The following is a 23,516-nucleotide window of genomic DNA, read 5'->3' as shown; positions in this document are numbered from 1 at the left end:
CTATAATTGTGCACGAAAAACTCTGTAACCAAGTTTTTCTGCATACTGATAAGTAAGAACATAATGATCTTCTAAAACCCCTCTTAAGTCATCATTGTCTATCATGACAAAAGGTACAGGCTGTTCTTGTCCTTCCGGCGCGCTTTGCATACTCATTTCATTCGAAACGGTATTTGCCTTTACTACTTGTACAGTCTGGAATCCTGCTTTTTTTAATCTTTCCTTCCACCCTTCTTCTGTTAACATTTCCACCATTCCATAAAAATCCAAAAATTCTTCTTCCTCATCTTTTGAAAATGGCTGTTCCACTGTCATTTCTATTAAATAGAGAACACCGTTTTCCTTTAATGTTCTTGAGAACTCTGCTAATGTTTTGCTTGTATCAGTAAAAGCAGTCACAGATTCTGAAATGATGACTTCAAACGTTTCGTTTTTATAGGGCAGGTTCTCAATATTTCCTTGCGCAACAGTAATCGCATGGGCCGAATTTTTTGCCTTCGCAGCTGTGACTCGAACCATTTCCGGATGTTGATCAATTGCTTCAATTTGGCAATGAAACATTTCAGCTAATAATATTGAAGTGTCACCAATACCACAGCCAGCATCAAGAACTGTGGCACTAGATTGTATATTTTCGTTTAATAAAATTTCTTTAGTTAATCTCATTCCACCTGGATGTGCAGAGCCAATTCTAAAATAAGCTAATGCATCTTCGTATGAATAACTCAGGATTCTTCTTCCTCCTTTTCTAAATCTCTTACCTATCTTATGAGGATTAAATCAGCAATGATACGATTTTTCGAAATTGAAAAAAATTCCGCACCATTATTAGGCTTGTATCTATTCATTCTCAATAAATGGACATACATTGTAAGTGATATTAATTTTTCAACATTCGTTTGGAGGTGTATGTTTTGTCAGGAAATTGTTATTATAATCGTTGCCGCGGTGGAGTCGGCAAACCCGTAGAAGTAAGACTACATGATGGCAGAATCCAACGCGGAATTATTGATCGCGTTTCTTCAGACAGAGTTTATCTTCGCCCTCTAGGTAAAAATTATGGCGGATATGGATATGCAGGTAGATGTCGCGGTGGATTCTGCGGCGGCGGATGGGGATGGGGCTTTGGTGCAGGCATTGCCCTTGGCGCTATTGCATCATTATTTTTCTTGCCATTATTTTTCTGGTAGGATAATAAAGATATATGGTATTTTTCCGTTAATGAGGGTCTAATGAATCACCAATCTAAAGAAATTAAGCTTGACAATTATTCCAGGCTTACAGGCTGTAGAGAAACTCATCTCAAAAATTAATATGAATGGGTTGGGATTTTCTCCGAGGCTTTCCACAGAGCGAGCATCGCAGCCGCTTCAGCGCTACGCGCCTGCAGGTCTGGACTGTCTCCTTACTCTCCCGCAGGAGTCGAGCGGACACCTCTCCAAATCCAACGGAATATTCTTATTGCAACTTTTGAAGAAACTCTGAAAGCCTGGCAATTATGCCAGGCTTTCTCTTAAGACCATTCAATTATTTCGTTATTATTTAACAATTGCTTTAATTGCTTCCTCAGCCGATATATTTTTGTCTTTACTGTGTTTTGATTTAATTGTAGAAGCGCAGCAATTTCTTTCTCCTTTAGGCCAGCCTTCATTTTCAACTGATAAACGTTTTGCTGATCTGTTGATATCGAATCAATAAAACGGGAAATTTTTTCTTCTATTATATGTGCCGCTACTTCATCTTCAACGTTTTGCTTCATCCGTAAGTTTGACTTCTCCCAATCATCTATACTCTCTGTTCGCTCCTTCGTTAACCGCTCTTTTCTAACTACATCTATAGCCGTCCTAGTCGTGATAGCTGCAAGCCATGACCCGATTTTCTCATGGTCCTGAAGTGTATCGAGTTTCATATATGCTTTTACAAATGATTCTTGCACAACATCTTGAGCAGTATAATGATCACGAGTAATTCGATAAGCTATGTGGAACATTCTTTTCTCATATTGTCCGCATAGCTCTTTCATCAGCGTTTCTTTTCTGTTCACGCTTCTCCCTCCTTTTATTTTAAATTATTCTTTATAAACTCAGGGGCATCCTTAGCAGATATCCCGCTTATCTCTACCTGATTAATATCTTTATAGTAATAGACAATGACATAGTCGCCGTCCACAAAAGGACGCGTTTTTACTAATGTCTCTTCCAGATCAGACGTTTTCTCTATTTTTAGCTTATTAGGAGATTTTTCTATCGTATCTCTTATTTCTTCATATGATTGCCGATCATTAATTTCCACCGCATCTTTTTTCACAATAAGGGCATAGTCAAGATCATCACCAGTTAATCTTACATCGCTATATCCGTGGTTATTTAACCAAGCTTCAACTTCTTTATTGTAATAATTCCAGTCTAGATAGATATCATCTTTATCAGTAATTATGTTAATGGAAGCATACGGATTAGTCATTTCTTGCATATCTTCATATTTCGAGGTTAGAATATCTTGCTTTAATGCCTTTATGAACTCAAGCTTTTCCTCATGTTTATTGATGGATGTAATTTTATCGACAATCGAATTGGAATGTATCATAATCTTAGAAACTTCATTTTCATTGATTGAAAAAATATCATTAGTAGCGATCTTATATTCCTCAGATTCGAAAATAAGTTTATACATTCCTTCATAGTTTTTCTTATCAATCTTGTATTCGCGCACGACCTTTTTCCCGTTTTTAAGCTTGTAGGCAAAAAAAGCAGAATCTCCAAAACGACTATCAAGCCTTTTTCCTTCATGGTTGTTTAATATGCTTTTATGCAGCTGTTGAACAAAATGAATATTATCTCTTTCTTTTAGAGAATATTGTTCTTGATCTTCCTCAAGGTAATATCCGTAATAGCCTTCACTAAAATGGACAGACTCTATTTCGTTCATTGCAGGCATCTTTTTTTCAAAAAACATTAAGTCCATCTTTAATAAAACAACAAGACAGATAATTGCTGCACAATATAATATAAACCCTTTAAGGTGGACAGTGATTCGCCATGATTTCTGCAGGACCATTTCGGCGATCAAATAGCCTAATATCGCTCCAAAAATATAGCCAATCATCACCCATGTGCGATCTCCCTGCATCTCCCCAAAGTACAAGACACCTAGGAGCATCATGCAAAAGGTAACTCCGTATTTAAAAAATGGCTTTAATATCGGGAATACTAATGCGTGTGAAACAGATTCCACATTCCTTTTCTTATAAAGAAATAATGCTGTGAAATATAAGACAATGATTAAACCAATATATAAAACCAACTGAATTGTTGATAAACTATAATAATTAATTTGGGCTGCTACAACAAGCGGTGATATAAAGTCTAATTTATTTTGTAAAATATATTCTGCCGAAAAGCCAAAAAGAAAATATTGCAGGTTATAGCTTATTAATATAAGCAACCCTAACGGAAGCAACAAAGCAATATAAGTTAATACGCCCTGTACAATTGAAATCCCCGAAATCATTGCTACCGCAACGCCGGCAATATAGAAAACAGTGTTGAACAAAATTGTTAATCCAAGCCATTCAAATATATCCGTTAGCGGAAAATACCCATTTAATTCTAAAGGCGAGTATAATAGTAAAATCACGCCCGCAATGAGAACAATTGGCGTTATTAAAATGAAATAGCCTAGCAATGTATATTGATGAAATATACTCGTGCGTTTTATTGGCAAACTATGAATAAAATCACTGTATTGTTTAACTTGTAAAAACCGGAATAGGAACATCGACAATATCACAGGAATACCAATCATTAATGCCGCTTGATAAAAGAAATTATAAGAAAATAAATTATCATAATAATAAAATTGTCCTTGACCATTCGAAAAGAGAATAAACATATTCAAAGGAAGGATAAATATTAAACATAGGAAATACAGGATGGATACCCATCCGACACTGCGAAAAATACTTTTTATAATCTCTTTATTAATTAAGGATGTTTTTGACTGCATAACCGACATCCTCCATTTCATAGATAAAAATTTCCTCAAGAGTTAGATGCAATAAATCAAATATGATCGGCTGGTAACTTTGAATCACTGATGATATTTCCTCTTCATCCCCCTTGGCAATTAACAGGACAATACTTCCTCTTTTCTCTTTATGCAAAACCTTCATATTTTGATAAATAACCGGAGGAACAGGTCCTTTAAATGCGATCTGAATTTTATGAGTATCTGATTTTAAATCATCAATATCTTTTTCAAGTATCAATTTCCCTTTATGCATAATTCCGATCGTATCACATAAATCTTCAACTTCTCGCAAGTTATGTGAGGAGATGATTACTGTCATTTCCCTTGCGGCAACTTCATCGATAATGAGGGATTTAATCTTCTTGCGCAGCACTGGATCTAAGCCGTCCATCGGTTCATCTAGTATTAATACATCTGGTTTCGCTGATAGTGCAAAGATAAAGGCCGCCTGTCTTTGTATACCTTTTGAAAAGCGGTGAATTTTTTTATTCGTGTTCATTTCAAAACTAGCAATCAGCGCTTCATAACATTCCCAATCCCATCTGCTGTAAATTTGACTATAAAAATTAGCCATTTGCTTTACAGTATATTGCGGAATAAAATAAGGGCTGTCTTGAATAAAAAAGATTCGTCTTTTATTTGATGGATTTTCAAAAACTTGATTTCCGTCAAAAATTACTTCGCCATCATCTTGTAAGTAAATCCCTGACATAATCTTCAGCAATGTAGTTTTTCCGGCACCATTCGAACCTAAAAGACCGTAAATCGATCCCTTTGCTACATGAATAGTCACATTATCTACTGCCCAGGTATTTTCTAATTTCTTTCTGACTTGGATCATTTTCATCATTTATGACCCTCCTCCCATTGAATCTTCTATCTCTTTTATTAAATTTATAATCTCTTCAGAAGGCATTCCTAAAAACATGGCCTCTGACAAGTATTTGGCTAATTCTTTTTTTACTTGAATCAGTTTTTCTATGTCAGGTTGTGGCGTAGCTGGACTGACAAAGCTTCCTTTCCCTTTGACCGAGTAGATATATCCCTGATTTTCCAATTCACGATAGGCTTTTTGGATGGTATTTGGGTTTATCGCAAGCTCTTGTGCCATCGACCTTACAGATGGAAGCTGTTCATCAGGCTTCATCACTTCTATGATAATTAACTCTTTTATTTTATCGACTAATTGCTCATAAATCGGCTTACGACTCCGCAAATCAAGCTCAAGCATAGCCACCCTCCTATCTGGATATAGCTGTATGTAGTGTACTATGATACGTAGTACAGTTGAATTATATATCAATTTTATGGAAAATAGAAGCTTTATTTTAATTTATTTATTTTCAAACCGGGAGAAGTGAATTACGATAGGTGTATATTGAAAAGCTTAGGAGAGTGAATCATGATATTAGTCAGCTCTTGTTTAGCAGGCCATAAAGTGCGGTATGATGCTTCAGATTGTTACAATAACAGCATTGCTCAGCTCCTCCAGCAACAATTAGCCATTTCTGTATGTCCAGAATTACTGGGCGGATTTTCTACTCCTAGAGAACCCGCGGAGATTGTTGGTGGAAATGGAGATGATGTATTAAATGGGAGAGCGAAAGTATATGATGCTTCTGGCAACGACGTAACCGATCTTTATATTACTGGGGCTGAAGAAGCATTAAAAAAAGCAAAAGAATTATCTGCTTCTATAGTTATATTGAAAGAAAATAGCCCTTCATGTGGCAGCGGAAAAATTTATGATGGCAGCTTTTCTGGAAGAAAAGTCGAAGGAACTGGAGTTACAGCTGCTTTGTTTAAACAGAATGGGATTAAAGTTTTATCTGAGAAAAACTTAGATGAAATAAATCATCTTTTACAAAGTAATTAATGTCATCTGGAATATTATTCCAACCTAACAAAAGAGCTATCTGTTAAATGAAGCTGTTGGCGTCCGTTTCCAGGAACTCACCTTAAACCTTACTTAGCTTCTTTTTCCATAAAAAAAGAGCCATTACTGGCTCAAAAAAGTTTTAATAACTGCATCTTCATAATGTCAGGGGTGTGCGGGCATAAAGTTAAGCCCAACAGTATAAATATATCGCTTTATTATTTAAAATATGAAAAAAACTGCTCAGTTCTTGCATCTTTTTCTTAATCTGAACTCTCCCTTCATTATTAGACACGAATAAGAATGAGGGGCGTTTTTGTTTTCAAAGGATATTTATGATTATTTCGAGATCGTTTTATTATTCGGATATTCTAAACTTAATCTCCGATTGTTAGTGGCAATGATGTATACTGCCGCGACTGCAATCAGGACAGCAACAATTGAACCAACATTAAATATTCCTTTTGTTGAATACCATACAATTGAATATCCAACTGCACCAGCAAATAAAGAGTAATAAACAAACGGGAATAAAGTTTTCCTAATGACCTCTCCCTCTTTGCCGACAAGACCTACGACAGCGGATGCTGCAACGACATTATGCACACAAATCATATTCCCTGCTGCCCCACCAACAGCCTGGAGAGCAACAATCCATGTTGGATCAACGCCAATTTGGCTGCCCACATCATATTGGAAAAGAGCAAACATCATGTTACTGACAGTATTACTTCCTGCTATAAAAGCGCCAATCCCACCGATAAATGTAGCAAAGAATGGCCAGAATTCGCCAGCAAGTGCCGCTGCTCCATTTGCAAGCTCGATTGGCATCTGGTTATAGCCCGCTGCTCCGCCCCCTGTATTGATAAAGACTTGAACCATCGGGACAGTAAAGACAAGCGCAACTGATGCTGCCAATGTAGTCTTGCCAGATTGTTTCCATGCATTTACATAAGCTCCGCTCCTCATTCCGTGTATAAAGAAAGTGAGTATGGATACAAGGATAAAAACTGTCCCCGGTGAATATAAAATTTCAAAGCTCGTACCTATTCCTGAGCCAAATAAATTTTCTATCTTTAATACGACTGATTGCAGCCATGCTTTTAATGGAAGTGCATTCAGTCTTGTTAACACCAAGAATAATCCAACTAATACATAGGGTAGCCATGCTGTAAACATGCTCATCTCTTTACCTTTTTTGTCTAATTGTATTTCAATTTTCCCTGTCCAATCAGGATTCCACTTTGATTTTTCTTCAAACTGCCACACTTCATCCTTAGGCATAAGAAAGCCTTTCTTTGCCGCAAATATAACAATTGCCAAACCAACTAAACCGCCTGTCATCGAAGGAAATTCAGGGCCAAGTGTGTTGGCAACGATTACATAAGGAATCGTCATTGCAAATGCTGAAAATAGTGCAAACTTCCAAATTTTAATTCCTTCTGAGAAAGATTTATTTTTCCCAAAAAATCGCGTCATTAGCGCTACAACGAATAAAGGCACCAATGTACCTGCGATCATATGTAGTATCGCTACTTGACCGCCAATTTGCGAGACAAGTGCAAGAAAATTATCAGTAATACTTGCGTCAGCTGATAGCCCTGATAGAACACCTACTAGAATGGGTGTTCCAACTGCTCCAAAGGAAACGGGGGTACTTTGAATAACCATTCCTGCTACTACAGCAGCCATTGCAGGGAATCCTAATCCAACCATTAATGGTACGGCAACGGCAGCAGGTGTACCAAAACCAGACGCTCCCTCAATAAATGAGCCAAAGAGCCAGGCAATGATAATAACTTGAATTCTACGGTCTGCGGTTATATCCGTAAACCCCTGTCGAATTGTTCTCATGCCACCGCTTTCCTGTAATGTGTTGAGCAGAAGTATCGATCCGAAAATAATATAAAGCAAGGTAATTGCAACTACTAATCCGTGTACAGAAGCAGCCGCCACATTGACGCCTGGCACTTTCCATACAAACAGAGCTAATGCAACCGCTACCAAAAATGCTATTGGCATGGCTTTACTTGCAGGCCACTTTAATCCGACTAAGAAAACGGCAACGGCAATAATCGGTAAAAGTGATAAAATTGCTAACATTCCTGTACTCATTTGACCTCTCCCCCTTAGTTCATGTTTCTTCATAACAAACAATAAATGCAAGATGTTGCGCATCAGTAAACATTGTTATATAACTATATTTTATATGTTATATAACAAACACTTTAATATAATTATACTAAGATTCTCATCAATTACAATAATATTCTGAGAATTTATTATATTAATTTTATTCAATTATTTTGTTCGGCAGTCAAAAAATAAGAGCCATCTAACAAACGCTTATAGCGACTGTTAGATGGCTCTTATTTGAAATAAAAAGATTCCCTAAATTTATTTATCATTCGTTTGCATTTTTTCTGAAGGATGCCTCTTTGATCAGCTCTTGCCGGTAAGTTAAAATGGCTTATGACTGTTTCGGCCACATCATCAATTGACCGTTCATTTACGTCCAGTTTGAAAGTGTCTATTTGCTTGATTTCATTTTTTTTATATTCAAATTGCTTGTACGCCCATGACGATTTAGTCTCCATTCGTGATTGAAGAAGCTTAAGGAGCTTATCTTCCTTTATTTCCAAAAGAACTTCATGCACTTCCAGCCCATTGCTTTTCAGTGCACTAAAAATTTCATGCCGATAATCTTTATTTGTAAGTGTCATAGGGACAATGATTATTTTTCCTTGTAAACGCATGGATAATTCGAGAATCATTGAGCAGACCATTGTTCGCCATGCCTGATACTTTTGAAAATCATTCTCTGCGACGTTTGCTGGAATCGTTCTCATTAAATGGCTGCCCAGCTTTTCCGGGTCATAACGAAAGGAACCCTCGATACGATCATTTAATTCGTATGAAAGCGTTGTTTTTCCAGAACCGAATGTCCCATTGATCCAAAGAATCATTGTACATATCCAAGCCTTGCAGAGATTTGCTGTCCTGTTTGAATCATAAGCGGCCGAAGCTCCTGCAACCGCTCGTCTGTCATTCTCATAGTTGGGCCCGAAATACTGACTGCTGCAGAAACTTTACCTTGGTGATCGAAAATGGGCACTGCAATACATGTAATCCCATACTCATTTTCCTGCAAGTCAAGGGCAAAGCCTTTATGCCTGACTTCTATTAGTTCTCTAAGCAATGTTTCTTTATCTACAATCGTTTGATTTGTATGTGCAGGCAGCCCCTTGCGATCAAGAATGTCATGAACAAGATGAACGGGCAGCTGAGATAAAATCGCCTTGCCGACAGATGTACAGTGCATTGGCGCGCGCTTACCAACTTTTGAGTGCATGCGCAGCGCTTCATTCCCATCTAGCTTTTCAATATACACGACTTCATCCTGATCATATACAACAAGATGAATGACCTCATTTGTTGCATTTTCAAGCTCACGCAAGAACGGATGTGCTTCAGTACGCAAATCAATCGAATCGAGCAGCCGTGAACTAATTTCTAAAAGTTTATAACCGAGTTTATATCTCCCTGTATCATCATCTTGTTCTACATAACCATACTGGACTAGTGTAGATAAGATCCTATAGACTGAACTCTTATTAATATCTATTTGGTTGGCGATCTCGGTTACTCCGAGGCCGCCTTTTTTCATACTGACAATTGAAATAATATCCAGAGCCCGGCTCACAGATTTCACCATATTTTCCCGTTCCATCGTCTCACCTCAAAACAAGCTTTCACCTATCTCTATTTAACTTTTTACAGATTGACGAGCAGCTACAAATGAATTTCTTAAAGTGCCGATTTCTTTAATTTCACATTGAATGACATCCCCTTCATTCACAAGCTCTGCTCCTACAGGACTTCCTGTTAAAATGACATCGCCAGGTTGTAGTGTCATCACTTTCGATAAATATGAAATCATTTTACGGATAGGAATAATCATTAAATCAGTCGCGCTATTTTGCTTCTCAACATCATTCAGCTTCGCTTCGACTTTAACAGAAAATGGGTCTAATTCCGTTTCAATAACCGGTCCTAAAGGTGTAAAAGTATCAAATGATTTTCCAACGGTCCAATGGCCATCCTCATGAAAAAATTGAGGTGCGGTAACATCATTTCCAACAGTGTACCCAAAAACATAATCCAGCACTTCATCTTCTTTTATATCCTTTGCTGTTTTTCCTATAACCACAGCAAGTTCAGACTCAAATTTCACCTGATTTATCCCATCTGGAATGACAATTTCAGCTTCAGGTCCAATGACAGACGAAGACGGCTTATAGAAGAAGACAGGAATTTCCGGCAAGCTTTCTGGCAAGTCCTCCTTCCTTGCAACGAAATTGGCTCCAATTCCAATAATATGATTCGGCTGCAAAGGAGCCAGCAAGTTCACTTCATCTCTTTTATATGTATCTCCCGTATAAGACCAATCTCCAAATAACTCTCCTGAGAAAACGCGAATTTCATCTCCTTCAATTACTCCTTGGAAGATATTATCATTCGCTTCAAACCTTGTGAATTTCATTATGCTTCTCCCTCTCTGTTTTTATTTTACTAAAATAGTAGCATTATATTGTGGTAGATACTAATTTAATTTTCTGGATATTAATTAAGTTTTTATTAGACATTTATTTATTATGCTGATAAGTTAGTTATTTACACAATTGAAGATTGGCAGCTTTTTTATGCCAGTATTGATCGGTATCATAATGGGAAATTTTTTGGTTTTTGCTTCTTGATGCCACTTTTGCTCATTACAAGCGAAATACCAGTTTCACATTTCTTCTCAATCCACATAAAATCTTGCAGCAACCACCGCTACAGTCATTTGCTAAACTTTATAGCAAGACAGGGCAACATAACTGCCCTGCCTAACATTCATTACTGTTTTACCGCAAATTTAGCTTTTGCTTCTAAGCGGCGGTGGTGGAGAATTGGTTCAGTGTAGCCACTTGGCTGGTCATATCCTTTAAAAACAAGATCACATGCCGCCTGGAAAGCAACGGATTCATCAAAATTAGGAGCCATGGGACGATATTCAACATCGCCGGCATTTTGCTCATCGACTACTGCAGCCATGCGCTGAAGTGTTTCAAGTACTTGTTCTTTTGTCGTAATGCCGTGATGCAGCCAATTTGCCATATGCTGACTGGAAATTCTTAATGTTGCACGATCTTCCATCAATGCCACATCATTAATATCCGGTACTTTTGAACAGCCGATGCCCTGCTCTACCCAGCGTACGACATAGCCGAGTATGCCTTGCGCATTATTATCCAATTCGGCTTGAACCTCTTTTTCCGTCCAGTTCGCATTTGCTGCTACCGGGATTTGCAGAATGTCATCCCTTAAATTATTTTGACTATTTAGCAAGTCTTTTTGTACTTCTGCAACATTTACTTGATGGTAGTGCAGCGCATGCAATGTTGCCGCTGTTGGTGAAGGGACCCATGCGGTATTCGCTCCTGCTTGCGGATGCCCGATTTTTTGTTCAAGCATACCCGCCATCAAATCCGGCATTGCCCACATTCCTTTTCCAATTTGCGCCTTTCCTTGAAAGCCTATTGCAAGTCCTGTTAATACATTTGATTTTTCATATCCTTGCAGCCACTTAGTTGACTTCATATCATTTTTACGAATCATTGGTCCCATTTCCATTGAAGTATGCATTTCGTCACCTGTTCGATCGAGAAAACCTGTGTTAATGAAAACAACTCGGTCCTTTACTTCTTTAATGCATGCTTTTAAATTCAATGACGTTCTGCGTTCTTCATCCATTACTCCAATTTTTAATGTATTTCTTTCCAAATCTAATAAATCTTCAGTACGATTAAATAATTCATTTGCGAACGCAACTTCTTCCGGTCCGTGCATTTTAGGTTTAACAATATAGATAGATCCTTTTTCAGTATTTTTATATGTGCCATTACCTAAAAGGGTATGTTTAGCAGCTAAAGAAGTAATGACTGCATCTAGGATGCCTTCTTGAATTTCATTTCCCTCATGGTCAAGGATTGCTTCATTTGTCATTAAATGTCCTACATTCCGGACAAACATTAACGAGCGGCCATTTAAAGTGATCTTTTCACCGTCTGGACTGGAATATACACGATTAGGATTCATGTTTCTTGTGATTGTTTTTGCACCTTTACTGAAAGTGGCTGACAATTCACCCTTCATTAAGCCAAGCCAATTTCTATAAACAAGCACTTTATCCTCAGCATCAACAGCAGCCACCGAGTCTTCACAATCCATAATAGTTGTGAGGGCAGCTTCTAGTAAAATGTCTTTTACTCCTGCATCATCTGATTTTCCAATCGGATGTTCACGATTAATTTGGATTTCAAAATGAAGTCGATTATTTTTCAACAATACGGCAAAAGGTTCATTTGCTTCACCTTGGAAGCCGGCAAATTTTGAATCATCTTGTAATCCAACCTTTTCACCGCTATGGAGTGTAACAACTAGATTTCCTTCTTCCACACTATATAGAATCGCGTCACTATGCGAACCTGAAGATAGTGGTACTGTTTCATCTAAGAAATTGCGGCCAAATTCAATGACCTTATTTCCACGCACAGGATTGTACGGTCCTTCTCTATGGGCGCCATCATCCATACTAATTGCATCTGTTCCATATAATGCATCATAAAGGCTGCCCCATCTTGCGTTCGCTGCATTAATAGCATAGCGGCCATTATTTATTGGAACAACAAGCTGCGGACCTGCTTGTAATGAGATTTCTTCATCAACATTTTCAGTCGTGATTTGGAAATCTTCTGCTTCAGGAAGCAAATAATCGATTTCCTCAAGAAAGGATTTATATTTATTAAAATCAAAACCTTTATTTTCACGGTGCCATTCATGAATTTTTTCTTGCAGTTCTTCCCTTTTTGCTAATAAAGCTTTATTCTTTGGTGTCAAATCTTTAACAAGTTCTTCAAATCCATTCCAGAATACCGCTTGATCCAAACCTGAACCTGGCAGTGCTTCTGAATTAATAAATTCATAGAGTTCATTTGCTACTTTCAATTGACCTGCATTTACATAATTACTCATTGCATAAAGCCTCCTAGTATTATTTGTTTGTTATTACAAAACGCTGTTTCTATAATTCTTAAAAAAATAATATCATGATTGTAAAGGGGATTTCAATTATTTTCATATTTTTCTGAATAAAAATGGTTTTGTCTTTGAATCTGGAACCATTTTTTAGCATTGCCTTGCGAAAATCGTCTTAGTTTGCCTTTCTGGTACCGTTTTCGAGCATTGTCTTTCAATTTTTTACGAAATGGCTGCTGCTTTCATTTCTTTCTTTACTTCAGCACAACGTCCTGGCGTTGGGAACAGCTTTCCTGCATTCAATAGATTGTCAGGATTAAAGACATCGCGGATATCCGTTTGAGCTTGAATTTCTTCATCTTTGAATACAAATCTCATTTCTTCTCTTTTCTCAATTCCAACTCCGTGTTCACCAGTTATCGTGCCGCCTACATCTGCACAAACTTTTAAGCAAGCGCTGCCTGCCTCCATTGCTTTTTCTGTTTCACCTGGAATACGTGCATCAAACAAAACGAGCGGATGCAAGTTCCCATCACCGGCATGAAAAATATTAGCGATTCTTAAACCTGATTCTTCGCTGATTTTATTAATTTTGCTTAATACTTCTGGAAGCTTGCTGCGCGGAATAACACCGTCCTGTACTAGGTAATCCGGTGAAATGGCCCCCATTGCGCCAAAGCCCGTCTTCCGATTAGCCCACCACGCTGCGCGTTCCTGTTCATCCTTAGCTGCGCGAACCTCACGGACATTTTGGTTTCTGCAAACTTGTAAAATTTGTTCAATTTGCTCACCAATCCCTGCTTCAATTCCATCCACTTCAATAAGTAATAATGCTTCAATATCCTTTGGGTGCCCTACCGGAAATGCAGCTGCCTCCACCCCTTCAATCGCGGTTTTATCCATCATTTCCAATGCTGCAGGCACGATGCCGGCAGAAATAATATCTGAAACTGCCTGACTTCCGTCTTCTACTTTATCAAAATAAGCCAATACGGTTTGCTTTGATTCAGGGTTCTTTAAAATGCGGACAGTTATTTTTGTCACAATGCCAAGCGTTCCTTCTGATCCGGTTATTAAGCCCAATAAATCATAGCCTGGTTCGTCTGCTATACCATTTTTGCCAATTTCAATGACATCGCCATTCGGCAATACAACTTCAAGCCCAAGAATATGGTTGGTCGTTACGCCGTATTTTAAACAGTGTGCGCCTCCAGCATTCTCAGCCACATTCCCGCCAATTGTACAGCAATATTGACTTGAAGGGTCTGGTGCATAATAATATCCTTTATCAGAAATTGTATTCGTTAATTTTAAGTTCACAAATCCAGGTTCTACTACTGCTCTCCTATTCTCTAAATCTACACTCAGCAGTTTTTTCATTTTCACCATGCTAATAATGACTTCACCATTTAACGGGATAGCTCCGCCGCTAAGGCCCGTTCCAGCTCCTCGCGCTAAAAAAGGTAAAGAATGATCATGACAGTACTTTACGATTTTAGCTACTTGTTCCGTATTTTCTGGAAAAACAACTGCTTTAGGTGTTGCTTTATGAATTGTAAAGCCGTCACAATCGTAGGCAATTAAATCTTCTTTTTCATAGAGGATTGCACTTGGATGATTGACTAGAGTGGACAGAGCAAGAATATGTTTATCTTTTGATTTAATCTTTTTTCGCGCCATTTATTTCTCAGCCTCCTTTTGGTACGCCCAATCAAGCAATTGTACAGTATGAACAATTTTATGATTGCGGCCATACTTTTCCACACCCATTGCCATTTGCAGCATACACCCTGGATTGCCCATTGAAATCATCTCTACATCATCAGGAACATTTTCCATTTTGCTTTCTAATACAGCCCCAGCCATGTCCGGGTTTGTTATATTATAAATGCCTGCACTGCCGCAGCAGCGGTCTGCGTTTGGCATGTGAACCATGTCTACACCTGGGATATCAAGGAGTATGTCACGCGGTTCCTGCCTGACACCTTGCCCATGCGCTAAATGGCAGGCATCATGATAAGTAATGCGAGTGTTAAGTTCAGCTTTTGGCTTTTCATAGCCTGTATCATGAAGGAACTTTGATATATCCTCCACTTTTTCTGAGAATTTTTCTGCTCTTTCTTTCCATTCAGGCTCTTCTCGGAACAGCTCTTCATATTCTTTCATCATACAGCCACAGCCAGCCGCATTAACGATTATTTTCTCTGTTCCTTCAAACGCTTCTATATTTTGCTTGGCAAGCTTTCGGCCCATGTCGCGATCACCTGCATGAACATGAAGCGCCCCACAGCATGTTTGGTTTTTAGGAATTACGACATCATTGCCATTCCGTGTAAGTACATTAATTGTCGATTCATTAATGTCACTGAACATTACATCCATCACACACCCAGTCAGCATCGCTACCTCACGCTTCGTTTCACCTTTTGCCTTTATGATGTTATTATTTTTATACTTCTTTTTAATTGGCTGATTTATTTCTGGCATAATGGCTTCCATTTCAACAAGATGCTTTGGCATGACATTGATCAGCTTTGTTTTGCGGACGAGCGTTTGCATGCCGCTCTTTTGATAAAACTTAAGTAATCCTCCAAGCGATTGCAGCCGCTTATCATGAGGAAAGATACCATGCAAAAACAACTTGCTGACCGCTCCCTGCCATCCGGTTAATGGCATTGCCTGCCGAATTTGACCGCGCGCTTCTTCGATTAAGCCGCCTACATCAACATCTGCTGGACATGCAGTTGTACAAGCACGACAGTCCAAACATGCAAACACTGGGTCCATAAATTGTTCATTGACTGTCAATTTTCCTTCTGCGACAGACTTGATTAAATATACCCTTCCTCTTGGCGAATGCTGCTCCTGCCCGGTTTGTTCATAGGTAGGGCAAGATTCCAAACACATTCCGCAATGGACGCAATCCGCCCATTTATTCTCATCCGGTGCATCTTTCCAAAGATAGTTACTTAAGCTGTTATTCGTACAAGGCGGGCTTTGTTTTAAACGCTCTTCAGTTACAGCCATTTATATCCCTCCTACATATCTATGCCGGTTCAGCATCCGTTTTGGGTCTATTTTTTCTTTAATACCTTCTAGCAGGAAAAATGATGATGGTTTTTCTCCCCAAGTATCAATTTGTTTTCTGAGATTGAATGGTAAATGACGAATAACCGCATAGCCATTATACATCTTTGCCAAACTCCTTAGTTTTTTCAATGCATCAATGACATCAACTTCAGCACCATCTATATATAACTGCATAATGCCGTGACCCAAACCCCCATGACCGAAAATCTTTACATTGCATGTATCCTGGATTAATGAACTTTCTTTTAGAATAGGAGCGATGTTCACATTAACCGTCCCTATTTTTACTGCAGCTTTTACTTTCTCATTTTTTGGATTTTCCAATGCATTTGGCACTAACTGATAAAAAGCCTGCCAAAAATGCGCACTATCTTCTCCCTTTAATTTTTTCATTTTTGCATTCTTGGGAATTTGCTTTTTTAAATATTCTTCTTGATATTGAACAGATTTTTCAACATCTTCAAAACTTATTAATAGTGCAAACGATTTCTCGCCGGAAAAAATTTCTGTCAATTCAGGGTTTAATAGCTCAAAACATATTGGTTCAATCATTGAATCTAAAAGTTGAATACTAAACGCCTTAATTTCCTCAATTTTATGGTTTGGAAAAGTGATAAGCATTGTCGTTTCATCTTTCGTGACCGGTCTAAGCTTAATGGTTATTTCTGAGAGCACACCAATGGTGCCCATTGATCCGATAAAAAGCTTATTCATATCATAGCCGGCAACATTTTTTACAACTTTGCCGCCGGAACGGATGACTTTTCCATCGGGATAGACGATGCGGAGACCGATCACAGCATCTCTTGCTGATCCATAGCCAAGCCGTTTCGGACCGCTGTCATTACAGGCAATTAACCCGCCAATAGTCGCCTGCTGTGGTAAAAATGGATCCAAGGCGATTTTCTGATTATATGGTTTCAAGTAATTTTGAATCTCTTGAAATGATGTGCCTGCTTTCACAGTAATAGTCATATCGCCTGCGTGATGTTCAACAATACCAGTGTATCGCTCTAATGATAATAGAATATTAGCTGATTCCATTTCTCCGCCAAAGCCTCTTTTTGATCCGGCACCTGCGATGTTAACTAATAAATGATGGTTAGAGGCATATTGTAAAATATCGCATATTTCTTGCTCTGTCTGTGGATGTATCGTGATATGGCCGGAATTGCCATATGGCTGATTATCCTTAGTTGAATCAATTACTTGATCCTCATCGATAAGGCTTTTTATTTCATCTAAAAAGCTAGTTGTTGTCAATTGCTTCGCACCTCCCGTGTATTGTAATAACAAACACTGTTTTTTAGTAAGGCAAAAATTAATTTTGTTGGAGAATTTGTTTCTGCAGCAATTTTTCTACAAGATTCAAATGTTCAATCATTGACTGATAAGCGCTGTTTGATTGTTTGTTTTTTATCGCTTCATAAATCATGAGATGTTGCTGATTGATAGTATGAACGATTTCTTGATCACTCTGAATTAAATCGTGAAAATTAACCATCGATTTTTTTAAGGTTGATGAAATAAACTCAATAAAATGAACCATGATTGTATTTCCTGCAGCTGTAGCAATACTATGGTGAAATAAATAGTCTGATTCCCAGCCATCATCCCGTTTCAGAAGGCTAGCCATATTTTTTAAATCGTCATCTGTTCGATGTTTGGCTGCCATTTCTGCTAATCCTGCCTCTACCATTTTCCTCGCCTGGAAAAGCTCTTTAATATCCTTAATTCCAGGAAGAAGATGATTAGCAGTAAACAATTTCGAAGAATCAAAGCCAAGTATATACGTCCCTTCTCCTTGTTTAACTTGAACTAATCCTTTTCCTTGCAGCGCTGTAATTGCATCTCTAACTGCTGATCTACCTACCCCATATAATTCACATAGTTCACGGACCGACGGAAGTTTCTCACCTGCAGTAAACTTACCTTCATCTATCATGTCCTCAATCTTTTCCGCTACGATTTCAGAGATCTTTCTCGTTGATATTTTTTCGACCTTCAAATAGTCACCGCCTTTGTTTGCAGACATCACATATCTGATAAGTTAATATTATTTAAACATTTAGAAAATAAAAATGCAATGATTATTTAGAATTAACAGATTTTTCTGTTCATTTTTTTTTAAAATAATAGTAAAAGTTAGCAAATGAAAGGTTATTCTTAAATATCACTTGGAAAAGAGATAAAGTGAAGCAGATTTACGAAAATTATATTAGTAGAATGGAATCATACCTTTATCGCGATGATTCATATATTCGCAGGAATGAACACTTTTTATATGTTTTATTTACCTAGAACGATATACTCGCCCCGTAATTTTGAATTAAAGCGCGCACTCAATGCAAAGTTCAGCGTTTATTTGTTCTATATAAGTGGTATAAAAATAATAAAAGCCCAACCACTATCGTGATTGGACTTTAGGATATTTATTAGTTGATACGGTTTACACGGCCGTTGAAGGCGTCTTTCCAATATCCGCTAGACATGTTGGCAATGGCAACACCAGTGCTGCTTTGAGAACCGATGAATTTACCGCCGCCAATGTAGATTCCTACATGGCCATCTTTTTTATATGTGTCGAAGAATACCATGTCACCAGGCTGCATTTGGCTAGCTGATACAGGTGTACCTTGGTTTTTTAATGCTTCTGTGCTTGAACCAACGCTATATCCACCTTGAGCGAATGCCCAGTGAACAAAGCCAGAGCAGTCGAAACGACCAGCAGCGATATCTGCTGCAGATCTACCGCCACCAAATACGTATACTGAGTTTCCGATGTATTTATTACCAGCACTAATTACAGCGCTAATTCCGCTACCAACAGTTGTAGAAGGCGCAGACTTAGCAGGTGCTGATTTTCCGCCACTAGATTTTACAGATGTTGAATCTGCAGATGAACCAGAGTTACCTGAGTTAGGAGTTGAAGCTACAGATGCAACAGCTGTGTTTTGAGCTGCCATGCTTCTTTCAATGTCTGCTTGCATCGCTGCTAGTTCGCTATCTTTTGTTTGTAGTTTAGATTTTTTATCAGCTGCTGCTGTTTCTTTTGTTTTTAACTCTTTTTTAAGAACATCATTTTGTTTCTTTTGATCTTCCATCTGAGCGCGCATACCTTCAAGCTCAGTCATTTTCTCATTAAGCCCAGATAATTCTTTGTCAACAGTGCTTTTCTTTTCTTTAACTTCTTTTTTATCTGCATCATGTTGTAATAATAGATCTTGGTCAGCTTCAACGATCTTAGAAACTGCACCGACACGATCGATGAAGTCACCGAAACTAGTAGATCCGAGTAATACCTCTATGTATCCAACATTTGTTCCGCCGCTCTCTTGGAAAGCTACTGCGCGCTCTTTTAAAACTTCGCTGCGCTGATCGATGCGTTCTTGAATAACTTTAATTTCTTCTTCTAGCTTTTTAACCTTTTTCTTTGTATCTTCGATTTCTTTTTCAGTGTCAACAATAAACTTGTCATTATCAGCCATTGCTTTGTCTACTTTTTTAATTTGATCTTCTAATTTGCTAAGTTCAGCTAATACAGTTGCCAGCTCTTTTTCAGCTTTAGATAAATTTGATTGAACATCTGAGCGTTCCTTTTTAATATCGTCTACTGATTCCGCGTTCACTGCCGGTAATGCAAAAGCTCCTAATCCAAGCATAATCGTTGTGTTTAAAGCAATTATTTTCTTCTTCACTCAAATTCCCCTGCTTTCTCTCTAATTATTTCTCTTTTCGACATATGTATGTTATTTAAAGTTCATTATGTTCTATTATTCTATGTGTTTACTAAATATACGACAAAATACTACGTTCTTACTATGTTTACAAAAAGCATTATAACATCTGTTTTTGACAATCAGGTAATAGTAATATTACAAATATATTACTAAACCGACACAATTCATCATTTTTTTGAAAAATTTAAGAAAAATCTCCTAAATAATTGTAATTACTTAAGCGAAATACCTATTTATTACGACCTACAAAAAAAGAAGCTAAAAAAACTTTAGCTTCTCAATTCTAAAATATCTAAAATATCCTCTTCGGTAAGTGTGGATTGTGTTTGCTTATCTAATATTTCCTCTATTAAATGCTTCTTTTTATCTTGAAGCTCTTCTATTTTTTCTTCAATCGTTCCTCTTGTTATCATTTTTATTACATGAACATCCTTTGTTTGTCCCATTCTGTATGCCCTATCCGCAGCTTGCTCCTCAACAGCTGGATTCCACCATAAGTCATATAAAATGACGGTATCTGCACCGGTTAAGTTTAGCCCTGTTCCCCCTGCTTTTAAGGAAATAAGAAACAAATCCTTTTCACCTTCGTTAAATTGATTGCAAATCTTTACTCTTTCATAAGTGGGGGTTTGTCCATCCAAATAGAAATATTCTCTACCTTCATTTGCGAGCTCTCTTCCGATTATTTCAAGCATCTTTGTAAATTGTGAAAACACAAGTACCCTTCTGCCTGACTGCTTTGCTTCACGAAGAATAGATAGTAATTGCTCAAACTTAGCAGAGTTCCCATTATAACCGTCTACAAATAGCTTTGGATGACAGCATATTTGCCTCAATCTAGTTAAACCAGCAAGAATGCGGATGCGATTTTTTCGCAGCGTTTGCTTGTTTAAATGCTTTAACGTATCATGACGCAGCTTTGATAAGTAAGCGGCATATAATTTTTTCTGTTCCGGCAATAACTCAACTGCCTCCAAGGTTTCAATTTTCTCAGGCAGCTCCGACAAAACCTCTGCTTTTACTCTTCTTAACATAAAGGGTTGTACCATACGTGCAATTTTTTGTCTGCTCAGCTGACTATATTCCTTCAGCCCTAAGAATAATTCTGGAAAAACCACATGAAAAATTGACCATAACTCTTCTATAGAATTTTCTATCGGTGTGCCAGTAAGCGCAAAGCGATGATTTGATTGCAGTTTTTTTACAGCTTTTGCGGTTTCTGTTACAGGATTTTTAAAACTCTGAGCCTCATCAAAAATAATCGTATGAAAAAACTGTTTCTCATACCATGTAATATCCTTTCTTAGAAGCGGATAAGAAGTAATAAGAACATCTGCCACTTTAGCTTCCTTTTGGATAGTTGCTCTTTCCACTTGCTTTCCGTCCACAATTACCGCTTTTACTGATGGCGCAAACCGCAGAAATTCGCTTAACCAATTATAAGTAACAGAAGATGGACAAATGATTAGAGCCGGCTGTTCATTTCTACGAATCTCATCCATGGAGGATAAAATAAATGCAATGGCCTGTATCGTTTTTCCAAGACCCATATCATCAGCAAGCACACCGCCGAATCCATATTGTGCCATCAACTTCATCCAGTAATAACCTTCTTTTTGATAAGTGCGAAGTAGCGTCTGCATGCCCGTTGGAAGCGGAAAGCTTTTGTATCCGGGCTGCTTAAATTGCAGCATAAATTCACGAAACGATTTTTCAAAATGAAGAATTTCTTCATTAGATTGACTAATCGTTTGCATTCCCTTTAAAAACGGAAAATCAATCCATGAATCATCCTGAACAGGCACTCTTTTGAGAAATGCTTGTATTTCAGCAAATTCTCTAGATTCTAATGAGAATAATGTGCCATCTTTTAAACGATGGTATTTTCTTTTTTCCTCAAGCGACGCAAGAACATTTCGTATTTCCTGTTCCGATATCCCAGTAATATCAAATTTGAATTCTAGCCAGTTCGTTCGTTCTTTTTTCATACGGACATTGATTTTTGGCTTTGGGTTTTCCCGGTAGATACGATTTCTAATTGCAGTTGTAGCATAAACTTTTACAAGCTTCTGCAGTTTAGGAAGTAGATGATATAAAAACTCGTATTCTAATTCTTCATTGTGAAGATAATAGCCCTCATCTGTTGTAGTAAATGAAGCTGTCCCCATCAGTTCCAAAATCGTTTCTTCTTTATCAATATCTCGAAAAACCATCACATCTTTATGTACATGACTGCCTTCGACTGGATTGATGACGATATTTCCATAATGAAATTCGAGGCTAGCAAGTATTCGGTGATTGACGCGATCAAGATAAAGCTTTGCTTTTAGAGGCGACGCCACATATTGCATTGTCATTTCTTTCGAGATATGTACATGACCAAGCTTTCTTAATCCTGGAACGACTTTCTCGAGAAAAAATCCTATTTGTTTTTCTTCAATGACTATTTCATCAGCATGAGATTTCTCAATCATTGTTTTTATTTCTGTGAGTCTTTGAAAGTCTTTCAATGAAAGAAGATAAAATACACCATCAATAAAAACCATGTCATACATATCAAATAAAACGGATGAATGTAAACCGCTAATCGTAACAGCTGCTGAATCGGTCTTTTTGTAAAAAGAGAATGATAATGGCGGTACTTCATTCTTCACAATTAATCGATCATACTGCTTATCTACATATATAAAGTGAACATCTTTGATTTTCAAAAGGATTGGATAAACATTTTTCCAAATCGATGGGCTCAATAATATAGACTTGCCTTCACCTTCATAATCTCCGTCAGCAAGAAACTGGAATATTGTATCAACACTTTCACGAAAACAATGAAGCTCAGGTGAGTATTTAATTTGATGCGTTATTGTGTATGCCTTATTGCTGCGAACAGCTTGAATAAAAGAAGCTGCGTCTAATACGTCACTATTTTTAAATGCAAGCGAAATCCCCAAATATTGTTTTCCATCAACTGGAATTACTTTGCATATAAAAGTCGGATTTAACAGTTCCCTGTTTTCAAAATGGGCTTGTTCTGTAGAAAGCCTTTCTGAGTCAGTTGAGAAAATGGCAATTAAATCCTCTGCCATTCCCTGTGTTTGTCCTTCTCTACTAGGTTTTACCTCTCCCAATGCGATAAGGACAGCTGCAATATGCTGACAATCCTTATTAAATGAAGCGAGCTTTGGGCATGAACATTCGGTAAACAAGCTGCCGTTTTCGTCTATATCCACAGTGACTGAAAAAGCTTCTGCAGCTTTTACTTTACCTACATATTTATGGTCATTCGTTTTATGTATTAGCACTTTATTACCGCGATAAAAAGCCTCTCCTCTTTTATAGGAGACAGCTCCGCAGCGCTCAATGATGTTTTTTTGACTTAATTGGTTATTCAACAGGAAAACTCCCTTGATTGCGAATCTGTTTCTACTTTTTAATTATAACAAACATGCCCATTCACAATAAAGTAGTTCCAGTAACGACAATTCCGTCATCAACAACGAGAACCATTCCTAAATATCATTTATTGAGCTGAATATTGTATTCTAGTTTATAGCCACTTAGCTATAGTTTCATATACGAACTCCCTCTATTTTTTAATTATTACAGATAAAAACTTCTTTATAACTTTATTTTATAAATATATTTATTTCCAAATCCATTTTTTTCTAGTAATATTGGATTATATATAAATGTGAAGGAGA

The 23,516-nt window shown here is 37.6% G+C and carries 18 protein-coding genes; 2 read left to right on the top strand and 16 right to left on the bottom strand.

The window, feature by feature from the left end:
- Nucleotides 1-666, bottom strand: coding sequence for a class I SAM-dependent methyltransferase (locus CWS20_RS05295; RefSeq protein WP_083957426.1), 666 nt, complete (start codon nt 664-666; stop codon nt 1-3).
- Between the two features lie 248 nt (nt 667-914).
- On the opposite strand from CWS20_RS05295, the gene CWS20_RS05290 reads away from it, so the two are divergent.
- A complete protein-coding gene (locus CWS20_RS05290; RefSeq protein ID WP_066199266.1) occupies nt 915-1,190 on the top strand; it encodes a hypothetical protein in 276 nt (91 codons plus the stop codon).
- A 323-nt stretch (nt 1,191-1,513) separates the two neighbouring features.
- On the opposite strand, the gene CWS20_RS05285 is transcribed toward CWS20_RS05290, so the two are convergent.
- From CWS20_RS05285 to CWS20_RS05270, 4 genes are read right to left on the bottom strand one after another with little or no spacing between them, the layout of a single operon-like run.
- On the bottom strand, nt 1,514-2,044 hold the full coding sequence (locus CWS20_RS05285; RefSeq protein ID WP_241504138.1) for an RNA polymerase sigma factor: 531 nt from the start codon (nt 2,042-2,044) through the stop codon (nt 1,514-1,516).
- A gap of 14 nt (nt 2,045-2,058) precedes the next feature.
- A complete protein-coding gene (locus CWS20_RS05280) occupies nt 2,059-4,005 on the bottom strand; it encodes a DUF6449 domain-containing protein (RefSeq protein ID WP_066199269.1) in 1,947 nt (648 codons plus the stop codon).
- The gene (locus CWS20_RS05275; RefSeq protein WP_066199270.1) at nt 3,980-4,879 is read right to left on the bottom strand and encodes an ABC transporter ATP-binding protein; all 900 of its coding nucleotides are present in this window, start codon (nt 4,877-4,879) and stop codon (nt 3,980-3,982) included. The genes CWS20_RS05280 and CWS20_RS05275 overlap by 26 nt, the downstream gene beginning before the upstream one ends.
- On the bottom strand, nt 4,880-5,260 hold the full coding sequence (locus tag CWS20_RS05270) for a GntR family transcriptional regulator (RefSeq protein WP_066199272.1): 381 nt from the start codon (nt 5,258-5,260) through the stop codon (nt 4,880-4,882).
- A 171-nt stretch (nt 5,261-5,431) separates the two neighbouring features.
- On the opposite strand from CWS20_RS05270, the gene CWS20_RS05265 reads away from it, so the two are divergent.
- On the top strand, nt 5,432-5,905 hold the full coding sequence (locus CWS20_RS05265) for a 2-thiouracil desulfurase family protein (RefSeq protein WP_066199275.1): 474 nt from the start codon (nt 5,432-5,434) through the stop codon (nt 5,903-5,905).
- A 339-nt stretch (nt 5,906-6,244) separates the two neighbouring features.
- Here the strand turns inward: CWS20_RS05265 and CWS20_RS05260 are convergent, their stop codons facing one another.
- The 11 genes from CWS20_RS05260 to CWS20_RS05210 form a co-directional block, all read right to left on the bottom strand.
- Nucleotides 6,245-8,020, bottom strand: a complete 1,776-nt coding sequence (locus tag CWS20_RS05260; protein WP_066199278.1) for an L-lactate permease — start codon at nt 8,018-8,020, stop codon at nt 6,245-6,247.
- Between the two features lie 254 nt (nt 8,021-8,274).
- The gene (locus CWS20_RS05255; protein WP_066199281.1) at nt 8,275-8,871 is read right to left on the bottom strand and encodes a P-loop nucleotide/nucleoside kinase family protein; all 597 of its coding nucleotides are present in this window, start codon (nt 8,869-8,871) and stop codon (nt 8,275-8,277) included.
- A complete protein-coding gene (locus CWS20_RS05250; protein ID WP_066199284.1) occupies nt 8,868-9,635 on the bottom strand; it encodes an IclR family transcriptional regulator in 768 nt (255 codons plus the stop codon). Before CWS20_RS05250 ends, CWS20_RS05255 begins: the two co-directional genes overlap by 4 nt.
- Before the next feature lie 36 nt (nt 9,636-9,671).
- Nucleotides 9,672-10,448: a fumarylacetoacetate hydrolase family protein gene (locus CWS20_RS05245; RefSeq protein WP_066199287.1), complete on the bottom strand. Its 777-nt coding sequence runs from the start codon at nt 10,446-10,448 to the stop codon at nt 9,672-9,674.
- A gap of 356 nt (nt 10,449-10,804) precedes the next feature.
- Nucleotides 10,805-12,982: a malate synthase G gene (locus CWS20_RS05240; protein ID WP_066199289.1), complete on the bottom strand. Its 2,178-nt coding sequence runs from the start codon at nt 12,980-12,982 to the stop codon at nt 10,805-10,807.
- A 225-nt stretch (nt 12,983-13,207) separates the two neighbouring features.
- Nucleotides 13,208-14,665, bottom strand: coding sequence for an FAD-linked oxidase C-terminal domain-containing protein (locus CWS20_RS05235; RefSeq protein ID WP_066199294.1), 1,458 nt, complete (start codon nt 14,663-14,665; stop codon nt 13,208-13,210).
- The gene (locus tag CWS20_RS05230; RefSeq protein WP_066199296.1) at nt 14,666-16,012 is read right to left on the bottom strand and encodes a (Fe-S)-binding protein; all 1,347 of its coding nucleotides are present in this window, start codon (nt 16,010-16,012) and stop codon (nt 14,666-14,668) included.
- A complete protein-coding gene (locus CWS20_RS05225) occupies nt 16,013-17,338 on the bottom strand; it encodes an FAD-binding oxidoreductase (protein ID WP_066199299.1) in 1,326 nt (441 codons plus the stop codon). It lies immediately after the preceding gene.
- A 58-nt stretch (nt 17,339-17,396) separates the two neighbouring features.
- On the bottom strand, nt 17,397-18,083 hold the full coding sequence (locus CWS20_RS05220; RefSeq protein ID WP_066199302.1) for a FadR/GntR family transcriptional regulator: 687 nt from the start codon (nt 18,081-18,083) through the stop codon (nt 17,397-17,399).
- Nucleotides 18,084-18,510: 427 nt separating this feature from the next.
- A complete protein-coding gene (locus CWS20_RS05215; RefSeq protein WP_066199307.1) occupies nt 18,511-19,773 on the bottom strand; it encodes a coiled-coil domain-containing protein in 1,263 nt (420 codons plus the stop codon).
- A gap of 311 nt (nt 19,774-20,084) precedes the next feature.
- The gene (locus CWS20_RS05210) at nt 20,085-23,207 is read right to left on the bottom strand and encodes a DEAD/DEAH box helicase (protein WP_066199309.1); all 3,123 of its coding nucleotides are present in this window, start codon (nt 23,205-23,207) and stop codon (nt 20,085-20,087) included.
- Nucleotides 23,208-23,516 lie beyond the last annotated feature (309 nt).

The organism is Cytobacillus horneckiae, assembly GCF_002835735.1.
In the GTDB taxonomy this organism is placed as follows: domain Bacteria; phylum Bacillota; class Bacilli; order Bacillales; family Cytobacillaceae; genus Cytobacillus; species Cytobacillus horneckiae.
The sequence above is the reverse complement of the archived record's forward strand: the minus strand, read 5'-3'. Positions and strand labels throughout refer to the sequence as shown.